The organism is Bradyrhizobium sp. 18BD (assembly GCF_054185225.1).
This window is the reverse complement of record NZ_JAVAYL010000006.1, coordinates 80,042-96,955: the sequence shown is the minus strand read 5'-3', so window position 1 is coordinate 96,955 and position 16,914 is coordinate 80,042. Positions and strand designations below refer to the sequence as shown.

Genomic DNA, 16,914 nt, shown 5'->3' with positions numbered 1-16,914 from the left:
AGTTTTGGCCTGCAATTCGTCGGGCCGGTAAATGCGCGGAGGCGGAATATGTGCGGAATCGTTGGTGTCGTCGGGCGTGGCCCTGCCTCTGCGGTTCTCCTGGATGCGTTGAGACGGCTTGAATATCGCGGATACGACTCCGCGGGAATTGCGACTCTCGAGAACGGCTCGTTGACCCGGCGTCGTGCGGTCGGAAAGCTCGTGAACCTCAAAAGCCTGCTCGTTTCGGAGCCGCTGTCGGGGCAGATCGGAATCGGTCACACACGCTGGGCGACGCATGGCCGTCCGGATGAGAACAATGCGCATCCTCATATGGTCGACGGCGTTGCGATTGTGCACAACGGAATCATTGAGAACCATCGAGAGTTGCGCAATGAGCTCGAGGCGGCTGGCGCCCGCCTTGCGACCGAAACGGATTCGGAGGTGGTTGCGCATCTCGTCAGCCGCGAGCGGAAGAACGGATGCGAGCCCATCGTCGCGGTACGTAAGGTGCTTCCCCGCCTGAACGGAACGTTCGCGCTCGCCTTCCTGTTCGAAGGGCATGAGAACCTCCTGATCGGCGCTCGGAAAGGCTCGCCTCTTGCCGTGGGTTATGGGCGCGGCGAGATGTTCCTGGGCTCGGACGCGATTGCGCTCGCACCCCTCACGGACATTGTCGCTTACCTCGAGGACGGCGATCTCGCCGTCGTGACGCGAGACCAGATCGAGTTTCTCGACGTGAATGGCGCGACTCTGCGACGTGCGTCGGCCAAAATCGGCAGGTCGGCTGTGATCGTTCACAAAGGCGAGCATCGCCACTTCATGGCCAAGGAAATCCACGAGCAGCCGAAGGTGGTCGGGGAGACGCTTGCTCAGTATGTCGGGCGCAACGGTACAGTCAGGCTGCCGGAAGGCGTGGATGTGGACTTCAGGGCGATCGACCGCATCTCGATTGTTGCTTGCGGCACTGCCTTCTATGCTGCTCTGGTTGCGAAGTACTGGATTGAGCGCTACGCCAAGCTCCCGGTTGAAGTCGATATTGCGTCGGAGTTCCGCTATCGCGATGTTCCACTAGGCGCGGGCAACCTGGCGATTTTCGTGTCGCAATCCGGTGAAACGGCCGACACGCTCGCCTCGTTGGAATTCGCGAAGAGCCGCGATCAGCGTGTTCTTTCGGTCGTCAACGTGCAAACCTCGACGATGGCGCGCGCAAGCCATACCGTGCTGCCGACGCTGGCTGGTCCTGAGATTGGGGTTGCATCCACAAAGGCGTTTACCTGTCAGTTGGCGACCTTGATCTGCATCGCAATCGCGGCGGGGCGCAGCCGCGGTGTGCTCTCGGCCGAAGACGAAAGCTCATGTGCTCGAGCTCTCGCCCAGCTTCCGACCTATATGAATCGCGCGCTTGAACTGGAGCCGAAAGTCCTGGAGCTCGCCCGCAGGATCTGTACGGCGCGCGACGCGTTGTTTATAGGCCGGGGCACCAACTATCCGCTGGCATTGGAGGGAGCCCTCAAACTCAAGGAGATCACCTACATTCACGCGGAGGGGTATGCGGCCGGCGAGCTCAAACATGGGCCAATCGCCCTGATCGACCAGGACATGCCCGTCATCGTGATCGCGCCGAGCGGGGCGACGTTCGAAAAGACCATGTCGAACATGCAGGAGGTCATCGCCCGTGGCGGCCACACGATGTTGTTGACCGATCAGCGAGGCGCTTCGCTCGCCGCATCCAGCGCATGCTCGGTCCTGAGTTTGCCGGATATGCCAGAGATCGTGACGCCGCTGGTCCTTGCGGTGCCGCTGCAGCTTCTCGCCTATCACAGTGCCGCGATCCTGGGGACCGATGTCGACCAGCCGCGCAATCTCGCCAAGTCCGTGACCGTCGAATAGTCCCTCCGGTTGCGCCGTTTCCGCGAAGGCTCGGCTATCAAGGCGAGGCGGTGTCCGGAGCATACCCGCGTGACAGCGCAAAGCGCTCCGAACGGGCTGCCTCTTTTGAGGAATCCTCAGTCTCAGCCGCGAAGCGTAGAATGTATTGGCTTTCGGGACGAGGCTAAGCGCCGAAGTCCGTGGAGCAGGCGGCCCCGCTATGTTGTCAGCGCGTCGGCGGGGCCGCTGCTGCTCGGAGATGCAAAAGGCAGAGCCGGCCGGGGGTACTTCTTTCGAGTATTGGAACGCTGCTATCCAGATGGCTCTGGCGGTTTCGCCGCCATGCCCATGGCCTTGCCTCTCAACCCCCTTGCCTCTCAACCCCACCGTATGGGTTTGCCGCCTTGCTTCGCACTGTCCTCGGCGAGGATTGCGATACGTGTGGCGCGCAGGGCGTCTTTCGCCGAAATCTGCAGAGCTTCGCCGTGCACGAGGTGATCGAAGACGAAGCCGGCAGGCGAGGCGCCCTGGGGAAGATCGACCTCGCGTCGCGCTTGTGTTGCTGTTTCAACGAGAAGCCGGTTCTCGGCGAAGAGAACATCCGCGCGCCCGCGTGTCCCCGAGATCCGCATGGCATAATCGCCATGGCGGGGCGAGGCTTCCGGCTGGATCCAGTCCACCTCGATTGAGAATTGCGGACCGCCATCGCAGGCGAGGATGGCGCGCCCCAGAGCAGGGAAGTTCGTTGTGCCGGCCGCCGGAGTAGGCGAGACCCAGCCGCTGATCGTGCCGCTGGTGTACCCGGTCAGCCAGAGTGCCAGATCGATGTCGTGGACCGTCAGGTCGGCGAGGATGCCGCCGTAGGTCGATGGTTCGAACAGCCATGCCGGACGGCGGCCCGGCACGAGCTTGTGCGGCCCGGTCGAGCTGATCGAGACGATGTCGCCCAGCTCGCCGCTGTCGAGCACCGAGCGAAGCGCAAGCGTCACCGGATAGAAGCGCTTCTCGAGCAGAAGCGTCAGGATGTTGCGCCCGGCTAGGGCGTCCTCGATCAGGGCGAGCTGCGGCAGCGTCACCGCCATCGGCTTGTCGACGATCGCGAAAATGTTTCGGCGCAGCAGTTCGGCCACGAGCGGGGCCCTGAGACCGAATTCGGTGAAGATCGCGACGGCCTGGACCTTATGTGTGTCCAACAATGCGATCGGGTCGGCGTAGCCGGGCGCCTGCGCGCGTCGTTCCAACTCGGCGAGGCGCGCCGCGTCGTGATCGGCAACCGCCGCGATCCTGACGTCGGTCCTGACGGAGATCTCCGAGAGCGCGTATTCGACGTGTGGATGCGCCGCGCCGATGATGGCGATGTCGAGCGTGGAAGAAGCATTGCCGGCCATCGGGCTACACCAGTGGCGAGATGTCATTGGGGGTGACGGCCCGGCCGTCCGCGGCCGAGCGATAGATGGCGGTGACGACGCGCGTGGCCTCGAACCCTTCCCTGAACGGTGTGGCGGGGGCCCGTCGCTCCCGGACCGCACCGACGAAGTCGCGCCACTGGGCGATATGCCCCTCGATGCCGACGGCTTTGGGATCGTTGGCGGCGCTTCCTGGTCCCGCCGCGCTCGCCGGCTGGGCGACGCCGGGAAAATCCCAGCGAACGATGCCGTCGTGCGCGAGCTCGCAGCTGCCGCGATCGGTGAACAATCGCAGCATGGCGGGGCGTCCCGGCGGCAGCGCCGTGCTGGTCACGATCACGCCGAGCGTGCCGGATGCGAAGGACAGCAGCGCCGCCGTGGTGTCCTCGATCGCGTGCGCATGTCCGAGCGTCGCCGTCTGGCCCTGAACGCTCGCCACCGGCCCGAACAGCCAGAGCATCAGATCCAGATTATGGACGCCCTGGTTGAACAGCGAGCCGCCGCCGTGATCGGCTTCGGCGCGCCATGGCTTCTCCGCATAATAGGCGTCGGAGCGGTACCAATGGATGGCCGCCTCGATCAGGCGCGGTTGTCCGAGCTGGCCTGCATCGAGCAGCGTCTTGATCGCCTGGTGCTGCGGCTCGAGCCGGCGCTGCGAGACCACGCAGCAGATCAGTTGCGAGCTCTCGGCTGCCCGGACGAGGGATGCCGCCTCGGCCGGATCGACGCAAAGCGGCTTCTCGACGAGCACATGCCGACCCGATCTGATGGCGGCAAGGGCTGCGTCGTGATGCGCGCCGCTCGGAGTGCAGATGACCACGGCGTCAATGTCCGCGCCGGCCAGCATGGCGTCGGTGGTTGCAAACGCCGGAACAGGTTGGCCGTCGATGCAGGCGGCAATCTGCTCGGCCGTGCCGCCGGCGACGGCGGCCAAAACGGTCTCGTCGAGCGCCTTGATCGCACGCGCGTGGGTTTCACCGATCGCCCCCGGACCAACCAAGCCGATGCGAAGCTGGCTCATCTCAATTCCTCAAGGCTTGGCCGGAAAGGGCTGACCGGCAACAAAAGTGGTCTCGGGGATGATGGATCCATCATCGCCGAGACGAAATCGCAGCAGATCGGCGGGCGCTCCGACTGTCAGGGCCGGAAGCTGGAATGGCGTGCGGGGATTGATCGTTGCCAGCCGCAGTGCCTCGGCCAGTGTCATTCCGGCCATGCGTTGCGCCGTCGTGATCCCGAACGGCAGGCTGGCTGCTGCACCCGCCAGGAACGGCGTGCCCACGACTTCCAGCCGGCCATTCGCCTTCAGCTCGACGCGTCCTCCGACGGGCATGTCGTAGATCGCCGGCGGACACCCCGCGAGCGCGACGGCGTCCGACACCAGCATGGATCGTTCGAGGCCCTTGGCGCGCAGCATGGCCTTGAAGGTCTCGGACGGAAGGTGGTGGCCATCGGCGATGAAGCTCGCCCACAGCCTGTCCTCCGCCAATTGCGTCCAGATCGGATTGGGGTGCCGCGGCAACTGCGCCGCGATGCCGTTGCCGAGATGCGTTGACAACATGGCGCCGGCTTCGACCGCGGCAGAGATCTGATCCGTCGTGGCGTTGGTATGGCCGAGCGCAACATGAACGCCGCGCGCGCGAAGCCCTCGCACATAATCGGGCGCCTGCGGCCAGTGCGGTGACAAGGTGACGAGGCCAACGAGGTTTCCGCTGGCGGCCTGCCAATCGTCGAACTCGTCCAGGTCAGGCGGCCTGACGTGCTCGGCCGGGTGCGCGCCGCGAGGGCCGTCCTCCGGTGCGATATGGGGCCCTTCGACATGGACGAAGGGGATTGCGTGCCTGACCAGCGGATCGCTGGCGCGCGCCTGTGCGATCGCCTTCAACGCATCGATGAACGCAGCGCGCGATGCCGTGATCAGCGTGGGCGCAAAACGCGATACGCCGCTGCCATGGACGGCCAGGGCGAGATCGCGAACCGTCTGTGGATCGGTGCCGCCATTGAGGTCATGGCCGCCGAAGCCATTCAATTGCAGATCGAACAGTCCGAGCGACAGCCAATGCCCGTCGTCGGCACCGCCGGGGCCGATGGCTGAGATACGGCCATCGGAAATCGTGATCGTGTGAGGTTGTCCGGTCTCGGGATCGCGGCCCGAGATGTGTGTCGCCTGGGTGCTCATGCGCGCGCCGGCGCTTGCAGTCGAGGCGGTGCGGAATCCCGATCGAGATACAGCGTGCAGCGCGGATGCGTCCGCAATGCACTTGCCGGACAGGCCGCGCCGATCGGGCCATACAGGGATTGCTCGACGGCGGCCCGCTTGGCCGCGCCGGGCACTACGCAGAAAAGCTGGTCGGCATCCAGCAACCGCGGAATCGTCAGGGTGATTGCATGCGTCGGGACATCGTCCAGTGTCGTAAAACACTTGTCGTCGACTTGCTGCTGACGGCAGATCGCGTCGAGCTCGACGATCTTGACCTGTTTCGGGTCGCGCAAATCCGCGACGGGTGGATCGTTGAACGCCAGATGCCCGTTGACGCCGATGCCGAGGCACACGACGTCGATCGGGGCCTCGCTGAGAAGCCCCGCATAACGCGCCACTTCGCGGTCGGGATCCGGTTCTTGTCCGATCAAATGGACGGTGCCCAAGGGGACGCGCGAAAAGAAATGGCGGGTCAGCCAGGCGCCGAAGCGCTCGGGCGCATCCGCCGAAAGCCCGAGATATTCGTCCATGTGGAAGGCGGTGACGCGTCGCCAATCGATATCGCGCTCGCTCGCAAGCGCGCCCAGCATCTCCGCCTGGCTCGGCGCGGCCGCGAACACCATCCGCACAACATCTCGCCGGGCGAGGCGGTCGCGCAGCGCCGCAGCGACGTCCGACGCCGCGGCCCGGCCCATCGCGTCCCGCGTCTCTGATATCGCGATCCCCAATGTCGGGATTCCCGGAGCGACCGAAGCCATCATGCTCATCCGTGGTTCTTGACGGGGCCTGTCACTCCGCGCGATCAAGGATGTAATGCAATCGGTTGCATGTCAAGCTTGCGCGCCAGCGACGATCTAGGGCATGTGTAGTCCCGAGATCCCGCACAGGAGACGCCCCCGGTGAAACGCGATTCCGACGGCAGGGAGCAACGCTCGGAGATCGCGCCGACCATCAGCCAGGTCGCGAAGCTCTCCGGGGTCTCGCGCGCGACCGTCTCGCGCGCCTTTACGCGACCGGGAATGCTGAGCGAGGAGACCGTCCGGCGCGTCAAGGCGGTCGCCGACAAGCTCGGCTATGTGCCCAACCAGGTTGCCCGCGCGTTGTCGACCGGACGGCACGGCAATGTCGGGCTGATCGTCTCCGACGTTGCGAACCCGTTCTTTCCGCCCCTGATCAGGGCCGCGCAGCTTCATGCCGACAAAGCGGGACTCTGCGTCTTTCTCGGCAACTCGGACGAGGATCCCGCCCGCGAGGAATTGCTGCTCGGTCGCTTTATCGGCCAGGTGGAGGGGCTCGTGCTCGCCTCGTCCCGTCTCGACGAAGCGCAGATCCGGACCTATGCCGCGCGCCGGCCGCTGGTGCTGATCAATCGCGACATCGAAGGAATTACGCGGGTCCTGATCGACACCGCGCCCGGCGTTGCAGCCGCGATTGCGCATCTTGCCGAGTTCGGGCATCGGCACATCGCCTATGTCAGCGGCCCCACGACCTCATGGTCCAACCAGCAGCGGCGCAACGCGGTCCGGAAAGAGGCGGCGAAGCGCGGGATCAAGGTGATCGCCATTCCGGCGCGCCCGCCGTCCTACGACACCGGCCGATTGGCGGCTGCCCCGATCGTCGCCAGCGGGGTGACCGCGGCGATCGCGTTCGACGACCTCGTTGCCCAGGGTCTACTGGCGGGGCTTGCGGCCCTCGATGTCGACGTGCCCAGATCGTTCAGCGTGGTCGGCTGCGATGATGTGCTCGGCGAGACCACTTACCCGCCGCTCACCACGGTGTCGGCGCGCTGCGCCGATGCAGGCGACGTCGCGGTTGGACTCCTGCTCAGCCAGATGAATGGCGGCGCATCGGGCGAGATCCGTCACAAGCTGAACTCGCATCTCGTCGTGCGCGCGAGCACCGGTCCGGCTCCCGCCAAACGGAAAAGCCGCTGACGATTTGGTCAATCGCCTTCCAAAGCGGCAACGGATCGCAATTGACACGCAACCGGTTGCATGACAGCCTTTGGTCGGGATTTTTGTAAGTATCTGGGGAGCGGGGACATGGCCTTCATCGCGACATCGGTTGGCACGTGCGGATATCCAACCTCTCCCGGGACAAAGCGTCGTTCATGGCTGTCAGCCGCTCGCTTGCTGGCAGTGGCCGCTGCCCTGCCGATGCTGGTCTCGCCTGCGTCGGCGGAGAAGCTGACCATCTGGAGCGGCTGGCCTGACCTCGCCCCCTTCTACAAGCGCGTCGGAGATCAGCTGAAGGCGAAGTATCCCGATCTCGATGTCAGCGTCGAGGCCATCGCCTTGCGCGAGCACGAGAAGCGGCTGGCGCTGTCGCTTCCATCGGGCGCTGCCGGAGACGTCATCGAGATGGAGGTCGAGGCGGCGCGATATCTGGAAGCGGGCCTCATTCCAGAGCCGCCGGCCTCGATCGTGAATTTCGTCAAAGCCAATTACGACATGACGCGCGTGAAGACCGCTATGTACGAGGGCAAGATCTACGGCGTGCCGTTGTTCCAGGGGCAGGGCGCGCTGTTCTACAACACCGAGATGTTCGCCAAGGCTGGTCTCACTTCCCCTCCAAAGACGATGGCGGACTACACGGCCTACGCGCAGAAGCTGGTGCAGCGTGACGCGTCCGGTACGCCGACGGTCAGCGGCTGGAGCCTGCGTCTCAGCGGCGGCGGCTCCGGTATCGCCGAGAAGTACTGGACCATCCTCTATAATTTCGGCGGGACGCTGCTGGAGGAGAAGGGCGGGAAGTGGCGCGCGGCCTACGCCAACGAGGCCGGCCGTAACGCGCTCAAGCAATATCTCGACAATGTCGTGACCTACCGGACGGTGTTGCCCGAGATGAAGGCGGATGCCGAAGCCTTCGAGCTCGGCCAGACCGCAATGTTCATCCGCGAATCCTGGGTGATCGGCGACGTCGCCAAGAAGGCGCCCGATCTGAAATATGCGACGGCTCCGTTGCCCAAGGGCACGCTGATGGTCCCCGTGGACCTCTACGTCCCCAACAAGGGGCCGAAGAGCCAGATCGCCTGGGATTTCGTCCAGAAGGCGAACGAGCCGGAGAATCTGCTGTGGCTGCTCGAGAACACGGCGTGGGTGCCCAATCGCAAGGGGCTCGACTACTCCGCGGTCCTCGGCAAGATCCCGCAGCTCGGCGCGTTCGTGAACACCCCCGCCGACCACGTCTTCTTCACCGTTCCCGCGATCAGTCCGGCCAGCGAAATCCTCACCCGGCTCGCGGCGCGGCTCGAGAAGGCCTACACGGACAAATCGCTTGCAGGAAACGATGCCGCCATCGACGCCTTCCTGAAATCTGCGGCCGAGGAGAGCGACAAGATCCTGGCCCGGGAAGATCTGCTGGCCAAGTAAGCTCGCAATCAATGGTCTCGACCACACAATTGCAGCGCTAGCCGGCGGCGGCGTCCGGGAGACTTCATGCGTTCCAAGCCGAAATGGCTGTTTCCGGTTCTGGCGCTGCTACCGGTTCTCGGTCTCTATGCTTGCCTGCGCATTTATCCGATCGCCGAGACGCTGCGTCTCAGCCTGTTCAAGTGGAACATCATCTCGCGGCGCAAGCCGTTCATCGGGCTCGACAACTTTGTCGAGCTGATGAGCGATCCGCTGTTTATCGAGGCGATCTTCAACACCACAGTCGTCGCCTTCGGCGTCCTGCTGATCACCATTCCCGTCGGGCTCGCACTCGCCGCGCTGATCAACAGCCGGCAGGGGCTGCGGCGCAGCGGCTTCTACGAGACCTCGATCTTCCTGCCGCACGTCGTATCGCTGGTGCCGGCGGCGATGGCCTGGAAATGGATCTTCGATGCGCGGCTCGGGCCGCTCAACGCCCTCATCGGATGGTTCGGAATCCCGGCGCAGTCCTGGTTGTTCGATCCCGTCCTATCGGTGGTGTGCCTGATCGTGCTGTGCTCCTGGCAGGCGATCGGCTATGCCGTCCTGATCTTCCTCGTGGGCCTGAAGAACGTTCCGGAGGCGCTCTATGAGGCCGCGCGCCTCGATGGCGCATCCTCGTTCCAGGCCTTCCGCTACGTGGCAATACCGCTGTTGAAGCCTGTCATGCTGTACGTGTCGGTGATCACGCTGATCTCGTCGTACAACATCTATGCGCAGGCCTTCGTCCTGGCCTCGGATGTCCAGGGCGCGCCGGGACATCTGGTTCGCGTGCTCGTGCTCGACATGCTCGAAAACAGCTTTCGCAATTACCGGGTCGGCTATGCCGCCGCCGAAGCCGTGGTGCTTCTCGTGATCGTGCTGGTTCTGACCGGCGCGCAGTTCAGGCTGTTTCGGGATCGGAGCCGGGCGTGAGCGATCCAGACCATCCGTCCAGCGATATCGATCGCAACACACCGGCCGGCCTTGCAACCGACGTCGTTCTCTCCGTTGTCGGCCTGATGATGCTGTTGCCGCTGGTCTTCCTGATCAGCAACGCGTTCAAGACGCCGCCCGAATTGCTGGCCTGGCCGCCGACCATCATTCCGAACCATCCGACGCTGGAGAACATCCTCGGCGTGCTGCACGACACGCCATTGCTCCATTGGATCGGCAATACGCTGATCTTCGCGGGGATTTCGACGGCCAGCATCGTCTCCACTTCCGCCATCGCCGGCTACGTGCTCGGCAAGTTCGATCTGCCCTGGTTTCCCGCCGTCTTCGGCGTCATCATCGCGACGTCAGTCGTGCCCTTCGAAGTCTACATGATCCCGCTCTATCTCAATGTTCAGGCTGCGGGGATGTTGAACACGCTGCCCGGGCTGCTGGTCGGCTATCTCGTGATGAGCTTCGGCATCTTCCTGGTGCGGCAATATGTGACGACCTCGATCCCCGACGAGCTTCTGGAGGCCGCGCGCGTCGATGGAGCAGGCGAGGGCTGGATCTTTCTGCGGATCGTGCTGCCGCTGATGCGGGGGCCGCTGGGGGCGCTGGGCGTGCTGGCGTTCTTCCAGGCCTGGACCGCGTTCGCATGGCCGCTCGTCGTGACGACCAACAAGGATACGTATACGCTCGAAGTTGGACTGGCGCTGTTTCAGACCGGCTTCACGGTGGATATCGGTCATCTCAGCGCGGCCGCCGCGGTCGCTCTCGTTCCCAGCGCGCTGTTCTTCTCGCTGATGCGCCGGAATTTCGTGCGTGGCGTGGCTGGAACAGGTCTGAAGGAATGATCGCCGCGTCCCATGGGGTCGCCAACGGAGCGCACAGGACGTGATTGAACAGGAATACGACACGATCATCATCGGCGGAGGCTCCGCCGGCGCGACGCTTGCCGCGCGTCTCAGCGAAGACCCGGCGCATCGTGTGCTGCTGCTTGAGGCGGGGCAGGATCTGCGCACCGCGACCACGCCGGAACACATCCGCATTCCCAATCCGATGCGCGCCATCGGTGACGACGACTTCCGCTGGCCGAAACTGTTGGCGCGCCGCACCGAGCGGCAGCAGCCGCTGCTGCTCTGGCGTGGCCGCGCCATGGGCGGCAGCTCGACAATCAACGGCCAGATCGCGATCCGCGCCGTCCCTGACGACATCGACCGCTGGGCGGCCGCCGGCTGCACGGGCTGGTCGTGGGACGAGCTTCTGCCCTATTTCCGCAAGCTGGAGACGGACAAGAATTTCCCAGACGCCCCCTATCACGGCGATCGCGGCCCGATCCCGGTCTATCGCGCGCCGATTCCGGATTGGGGCAATGTCGACCGCGCGCTGCGCGCCTCGGCGCTCGGCCTCGGTTATGGCTGGTGCGAGGATCACAACGCGCCCACCGGCACCGGTGTCTCGCCCTACGCCATCAACAGCGAGGCCGGCTTACGCATCTCCACCAATGACGGCTATCTGGAGCCGGTGCGCGATCGCACCAACCTCGACATCGTCGGTCACGCCCTGGTCGACACCATCAGCTTCGAAGGCAACCGGCTGCACGCCAACGGTGTCATGGTCCGTGTGAACGGCCGGTCGTTCACGCCGCGCGCGACGCGCGACGTCATCCTCTGCGCCGGCGCGATTCATTCGCCGGCCATTTTGCAGCGCTCCGGCATTGGGCCCGCCGCCCTGCTGGAGAAGCTCGGCATCGCCATCCGCGCCGACTTGCCGGTCGGCGAGAATCTGCTCGATCATCCCATCATCAACGCACTGCTGCATCTGCGCGAAGGCAGCCAGGTCAGCACGCTGATGCACCGGCACACCAATTGCTGCCTGCGCTACTCGTCCGGTCTCGCAGGCGCCGGCGAGAATGACATGATCATGATCGCCGGCAATCTTGCCCGATCCCAGCAATCGATGGTGGAAGTCGCGCTGGGGCGCATCGCCGTTTCCGTCTATCAGGCCTTCAGCCAGGGTCACGTCCGCATCGTCTCGACCGACCCCGAGGTCGATCCTGAAGTCGAGGAGCGTATGCTGTCTGAGCCCAGCGATCTCGTGCGGATGCGCGACGGCGTCCGCCGGCTGCGTGACATCTGTCTGCAGCCTGCGGTGAAAGAGATCGCTGACCGCGTCGACTATGGCGCCAGTGGACGCTCGATGGATGAGCCGCTCAGCGACGCGGAGCTGGATGACTGGCTGTTCGCCGAGTGCAGCGACGCCCAGCACGCCAGCGGCACCTGCAGAATGGGCGCACCTCATGATGCGCGCTCCGTCGTCGATCCCGAATGCCGCGTGATCGGATGCACGGGATTGCGGGTGATCGATGCCTCGATCATGCCGGAAGTCCCGCGCGCCAACACCCATCTGACCACGGTCGCCATCGCCGAGCGCATGGCGGACCGGTTGAGAAGGTAATACCCAAGCGATCTGGACGGGCCGCTAGTCTGCGCCGACCGTCCTTGTCGCCGGGTCCCTGCCAGCAACGACCTTGTGCAGTTCGGTGCGTACCTGCGCAATGACGTCAGACCAATCGTGCGACGCGTTTTGCCTGAACAGCCGCATCGACCGATACCATGGGCTGTCGTTGCGATTGAGCAGCCAGCGCCAATCCGGGTTGAACGGCAACATCGTCCAGACCGGAACGCCCAGCGCGCCGGCAAGATGAACGACGCTCGTGTCGACCGAGATCACCAGGTCGAGACAGGACATCAGCGCCGCGGTGTCGCTGAAATCCGTGAGATGTTCCGTCACGTCGACGATATCAGCGTGTTCGCCGAGGAAGGCCCGGTCCCGATCGCGGACGTCCTTTTGCAGGCTGACGAACTGAACATCGCAATCCAGCAGGGGCGCAAGCCTGTGCAGCGCGATCGATCGATCCTGGTCGTTCCGGTGAGCTGGATTGCCCGACCAGACGAGACCGACGCGGAAGCGATCGCGGGCGCCAAGCCGGTCTTCCCACGCCTTCACGCGCGCCGCTTGCGGCGCAGGAAGGTACGGATCCGCGCTCGGGATCGTATCGAGCCGTGTCCGAAACGCGAATGGCAGGGTTCCAAGAGGACAGTGCAGGTCGAATGCCAGCGATGTCGCAGACGGCCGGTCGACACACGCTGCGACCCCGGACACCTCGGCCAGGAGCCGCCGGATCGGAGGCTGGACCTCCAGGATGACTCGCGCGCCGAGCGCGGCCACCATGGGGGCATAACGCGCAAACTGAATTGCGTCGCCCAATCCCTCGTCGGCATGAAGCAAGACGGTCTTGCCTTCGATCGGTCGATCACCAAGCCATAGGGGCTGGGAAAAGCCGCGATCGAGCATGCCGACGGGAAGTTTCCAGCGCGCTTCGCGCCCACGCCAGCCTGGCTCGAACTCTCCGGTCAGCAATTGAAGCGTCGCCAGATTGAAGGTCGCCAGCGGATTGCCCGGCTCGACGGTCAGCGATCTCTGAAAGGTCGCGGACGCTTCATCCAGCAATTGCAGATTCAGCAACACCAAGGCCTTGTTGGACAGCGTCGCAGCAAAATCCGGTCGAAGTTCAAGCGTCCGATCGAAACATGCCAATGCCTGGTCCATACGGCCAAGTTTCGCATGGAGCACGCCGAGCTTGTTGTGCGCGTCCGCGAGGCTCGGGTCCAGCGCAATGGCTTTCTCGTAGTCAGCCTCCGCCTCAGCGAACCGGTTCGTCTCCTGAAAGCATTCGCCGCGCAGTAGATACAGGGCTGCGGACTTTGTGCTCAGCTTCTCGGCGACGCCCAGGTATTCGAGGGCTTCCGCATACCGGCCGAGACTGAACAACAGTCTTCCGCAGCTGGTCGCTGCATCCAGATATTGTGGATGCAGTTGCAGCGCGCGCTGGAAATGCAGCACAGCATCGTCCACGCGCTTGCGCTGCCAGAATAGATTGCCGAGGCAATGAGAGACGACCGCATCCTGTGGTATCGGGGCCTTGCTCTGGTGTTGCGGTGTTCCCGACTGCCATGCCGCGGTCTGCGCCCTGAGCTCAAGGCGAACACGATCCACCACGCTGGCCCAGTCATCGCGCTTGGGTTGCCTGAACAACCTCATGGACGAATACCACGGGCTGTCGTCGCGGTTGACCAGCCAGCGCCAGTCCGGGTTGAAAGGCAACATCGTCCAGACCGGAACGCCGAGCGCGCCGGCCAAATGTACGACGCTGGTGTCGACCGAGATCACCAGATCGAGACAGGACACCAGTGCCGCTGTTTCGCTGAAATCGGTGAGATGTTCGGTCAGGTCGACGATATCAGGGTGTTCACCGAGGAAGGCCCGGTCCCGGTCCCGGGCGCCTTTCTGCAGGCTGACAAACTGGACGTCGCAATCGAGCAGCGGCGCAAGCGTGCGCAGTGTCATCGATCGGTTGTGATCGTTGTTGTGGTCCGGATTGCCCGACCAGGTCAGACCGACGCGGAAGCGATCGTGAGGGCCAAGCCGGTCTTCCCACGCCTTCACGCGGGATGCAGGGGGCGCGGGGAGATACTGCTCCGCGAACGGGATCGTATCTAGCCGCGTCCCGAGCGCCAGCGGCAGGCTTCCGAGCGGACAGTGCAGGTCGAACGCCAGCGACGGCGTCGACGATCGGCCGACGCAATTCGCGACGCCGGGGATGCCGCCGAGCAGTTGCTGGATCGGCGTCGACACCTCCAGGATGACTTGAGCCCCGAGCGCGGCCACGAGGGGTGCGTAGCGCGCAAACTGGATCGAGTCGCCCAATCCCTCGTCGGCATGAAGCAATATGGTCTTGCCTTCGATCGGCTGGTCACCAAGCCAGAGGGGGCAAGAAAAGCCACGCTCGACGAGGCCGAGAGATGCTTTCCAGCGGGCCTCGCGTCCCGGCAAGCCCCGTTCGAAATCGCCGGTCAGCATCTGAAGCAGCGCGAGGTTCCAGATCGTGTGCGCATTGTGCGGGTCGAGCGCCAGCGATTGGTGAAAGGCCGCGAAGGCCTCATCCAGCAATTGCAGGCTCCACAGAGCCCGCGCCTTCTCGTTGAGTGCTGCGGGAAAATTCGGACGAAGCTTCAGCGCGCGATCGATGCTCGCGAAGGCCTGCTCCATCCGCCCCAATCGCGAATGAAGCGTGCCGAGATTCTTGTGCGTCTCCGCCTCGCCCGGGCTCAGCGCAATGGACCTCTCGAAGTCAGCCTGCGCTTCCGCGAACCGGCCCAACCGCTGGAAGCAAAGGCCGCGCGTTTGATAGAGAGGCGCGATATCCGGATTGTGCCTCTCGAACAGGTTGAAGCATTCCAGCGCTTCGGCATAGCGGCCGAGATTGAACAGCGATTGGCCCTGTCTCAAGGCCTCAAAATGTTGCGGCAGGCGTTGAGGTGCGACCGTTATGGATTGCTTGGCCGCGACCCGGCGCTCTTGGCGATTCATAAGCTGACCAGAAGGTGACTACGTAAAACACGAGCCGGTTCTCGGTCACGGGAAGCGAGGTCCGTCACACCGGCCTTCGCGTTCGGCCATGCTGGCGGAGTTCACCGAGCGCGACCGCAGCGTCCCGTTGAGATTGTTTATGGCGTGAGGCTGGCGTGAGGCTGGCGCGGCTTCCTCGCAGGCGCTGTCCGCAAGGCTTCTCGCGTACTAAGGCTTCTCGCGTACCAAGGCTTGCAGCGCCGATCAACCGACGTGCAAGGCTCCGCCTCGCGGACGCTCTGAGCGGGATAAAGCCTAGACGTGGATCGCGTGGCCGAGCGCCTTGAAGGCGGCCTCCTGAATGGCCTCGCCCAGCGTGGGATGCGCGTGGATCGTGCCGGCGATGTCCTGCAACACCGCGCCCATCTCGATCGCGAGGCCGAACGCGGCGGACAGCTCCGAGACGCCCTGTCCGACCGCCTGGATGCCGATCACCTGCTGATTGTCGGCCCTGGCGACGACGCGCACAAAGCCCGCCTCGCCATGGCGCGACATCGCGCGGCCATTGGCTGCAAAGGGAAATTGTCCAACCTTGATGTTGATGCCGGCTTGGCGCGCCTCGTCCGGTGACAAGCCCGCCGAGACGATCTCGGGATCGGTGAAGCAGATCGCCGGGATGCAGCGCTTGTCCCAGGCGCGCGGCAGGCCGGCGGCAATTTCCGCCACCATCTCGCCCTGCGCCATGGCGCGATGGGCCAGCATCGGCTCGCCCGTGACGTCGCCGATCGCATAGATGCCGCGCATCGAGGTCTCGCAATGCTGGCCGATCCGGATGAAGCGGCCGTCCATGTCGAGCACGAGTTGCTCCAGCCCCAGCGCGGCGGTGACCGGCGCACGCCCGACCGTGACGAGAATCTTGTCGGCCACAAGGCTACGCTCCTGGCCGTCGGCGGTCTCGATGCGCAGTCCGTCGCTCTTGGCGGTGAGGCCGAGCGCCTTGGCGCCGGTCAGCACCTTGACACCGAGCGAGGCGAGGCGCCTCGTGATCGGAGCCGTCAACTCGGCATCGTAGAGCGGCAGGATGTTGTCCTGCGCTTCGACAACGGACACCTTGCTGCCCAGCTTGGCGAAGGCGGTCCCGAGCTCGAGCCCGATATAGCCGCCGCCGACGACAACGAGGGATTTCGGCACCTCTGCGAGCGCCAGCGCACCGGTGGAGGAGATGACCCTGCCGCCGAACGGCAGCGATGGCAGCTCGACGGGGGCCGAGCCGGTCGCGATCACCACCGTCTCGGCCTTGATCGTCTTCGGTCCGGTCTCGGTCTCGACGACGATGGTCTTGCCGTCGCGGAAGCGTCCATGGCCCTGAACGATCTTGACCTTGGCCTTGCGCAGCAGCGCGGCAACGCCGTTGTTCAGCCGTTGGACGATCCCGTCCTTCCAGGCGATCGCCTGCTCGAAGTCGAGCGCGGGCTGCGCCGCCGTCAGGCCGAACGGCGTCTTGCCGTTCGCTGCTTCAGTCAGCTTCTCGAATTCCTCGGCGACATGGATCATCGCCTTGGAGGGAATGCAGCCGACATTCAGGCAGCTTCCGCCGAGCTTGCCGCGTTCGACGAGAACGGTGTCGAGGCCGAGCTGGCCGGCGCGGATCGCGCACACATAGCCGCCGGGTCCGCCACCGATGACGACGAGCTGACAGGTGATTTCGGTCATGGCTTGT

At 64.5% G+C, this 16,914-nt stretch carries 12 protein-coding genes; 6 read left to right on the top strand and 6 right to left on the bottom strand.

Features of this window, described 5'->3' with window-relative positions; translation table 11 throughout:
* Positions 1 to 48 precede the first annotated feature (48 nt).
* The gene (gene glmS, locus RAD16_RS13035; protein WP_458158281.1) at positions 49 to 1,872 is read left to right on the top strand and encodes a glutamine--fructose-6-phosphate transaminase (isomerizing); all 1,824 of its coding nucleotides are present in this window, start codon (positions 49 to 51) and stop codon (positions 1,870 to 1,872) included.
* 356 nt (positions 1,873 to 2,228) lie between these two features.
* Here the strand turns inward: glmS and RAD16_RS13030 are convergent, their stop codons facing one another.
* Genes RAD16_RS13030 through RAD16_RS13015 form a run of 4 tightly spaced genes read right to left on the bottom strand, consistent with a single transcriptional unit; the run spans position 2,229 to position 6,152 of the window.
* Positions 2,229 to 3,239 carry a Gfo/Idh/MocA family protein gene (locus RAD16_RS13030; protein ID WP_458158280.1) on the bottom strand — a complete coding sequence of 337 codons (1,011 nt, stop codon included), beginning with the start codon at positions 3,237 to 3,239 and terminating at the stop codon, positions 2,229 to 2,231.
* 4 nt (positions 3,240 to 3,243) lie between these two features.
* Complete coding sequence (locus RAD16_RS13025; RefSeq protein ID WP_458158279.1) at positions 3,244 to 4,278, bottom strand: Gfo/Idh/MocA family protein; 1,035 nt, start codon at positions 4,276 to 4,278, stop codon at positions 3,244 to 3,246.
* Positions 4,279 to 4,287: 9 nt separating this feature from the next.
* Positions 4,288 to 5,436 (bottom strand): N-acetylglucosamine-6-phosphate deacetylase, encoded by a 1,149-nt coding sequence (locus RAD16_RS13020; RefSeq protein ID WP_458158278.1) that lies wholly within the window; start codon positions 5,434 to 5,436, stop codon positions 4,288 to 4,290.
* The gene (locus RAD16_RS13015) at positions 5,433 to 6,152 is read right to left on the bottom strand and encodes a glucosamine-6-phosphate deaminase (RefSeq protein ID WP_458158277.1); all 720 of its coding nucleotides are present in this window, start codon (positions 6,150 to 6,152) and stop codon (positions 5,433 to 5,435) included. Before RAD16_RS13015 ends, RAD16_RS13020 begins: the two co-directional genes overlap by 4 nt.
* A 204-nt stretch (positions 6,153 to 6,356) precedes the next feature.
* Between RAD16_RS13015 and RAD16_RS13010 the strand changes: the two genes are divergently transcribed.
* From RAD16_RS13010 to RAD16_RS12990, 5 genes are all read left to right on the top strand, one after another.
* The gene (locus tag RAD16_RS13010) at positions 6,357 to 7,391 is read left to right on the top strand and encodes a LacI family DNA-binding transcriptional regulator (RefSeq protein ID WP_458158276.1); all 1,035 of its coding nucleotides are present in this window, start codon (positions 6,357 to 6,359) and stop codon (positions 7,389 to 7,391) included.
* A 108-nt stretch (positions 7,392 to 7,499) separates the two neighbouring features.
* On the top strand, positions 7,500 to 8,828 hold the full coding sequence (locus RAD16_RS13005; RefSeq protein ID WP_458158275.1) for an extracellular solute-binding protein: 1,329 nt from the start codon (positions 7,500 to 7,502) through the stop codon (positions 8,826 to 8,828).
* Between the two features lie 66 nt (positions 8,829 to 8,894).
* A complete protein-coding gene (locus RAD16_RS13000; protein WP_458158274.1) occupies positions 8,895 to 9,782 on the top strand; it encodes a carbohydrate ABC transporter permease in 888 nt (295 codons plus the stop codon).
* Entirely contained in the window at positions 9,779 to 10,636 is an 858-nt protein-coding gene (locus RAD16_RS12995) for a carbohydrate ABC transporter permease (protein ID WP_458158273.1), read from the top strand. Before RAD16_RS13000 ends, RAD16_RS12995 begins: the two co-directional genes overlap by 4 nt.
* Before the next feature lie 40 nt (positions 10,637 to 10,676).
* Positions 10,677 to 12,239 carry a GMC family oxidoreductase gene (locus RAD16_RS12990; RefSeq protein ID WP_458158272.1) on the top strand — a complete coding sequence of 521 codons (1,563 nt, stop codon included), beginning with the start codon at positions 10,677 to 10,679 and terminating at the stop codon, positions 12,237 to 12,239.
* A gap of 24 nt (positions 12,240 to 12,263) precedes the next feature.
* On the opposite strand, the gene RAD16_RS12985 is transcribed toward RAD16_RS12990, so the two are convergent.
* Positions 12,264 to 15,215 carry a tetratricopeptide repeat protein gene (locus tag RAD16_RS12985; protein ID WP_458158271.1) on the bottom strand — a complete coding sequence of 984 codons (2,952 nt, stop codon included), beginning with the start codon at positions 15,213 to 15,215 and terminating at the stop codon, positions 12,264 to 12,266.
* 294 nt (positions 15,216 to 15,509) lie between these two features.
* The gene (lpdA, locus tag RAD16_RS12980) at positions 15,510 to 16,907 is read right to left on the bottom strand and encodes a dihydrolipoyl dehydrogenase (RefSeq protein ID WP_458158270.1); all 1,398 of its coding nucleotides are present in this window, start codon (positions 16,905 to 16,907) and stop codon (positions 15,510 to 15,512) included.
* Positions 16,908 to 16,914 lie beyond the last annotated feature (7 nt).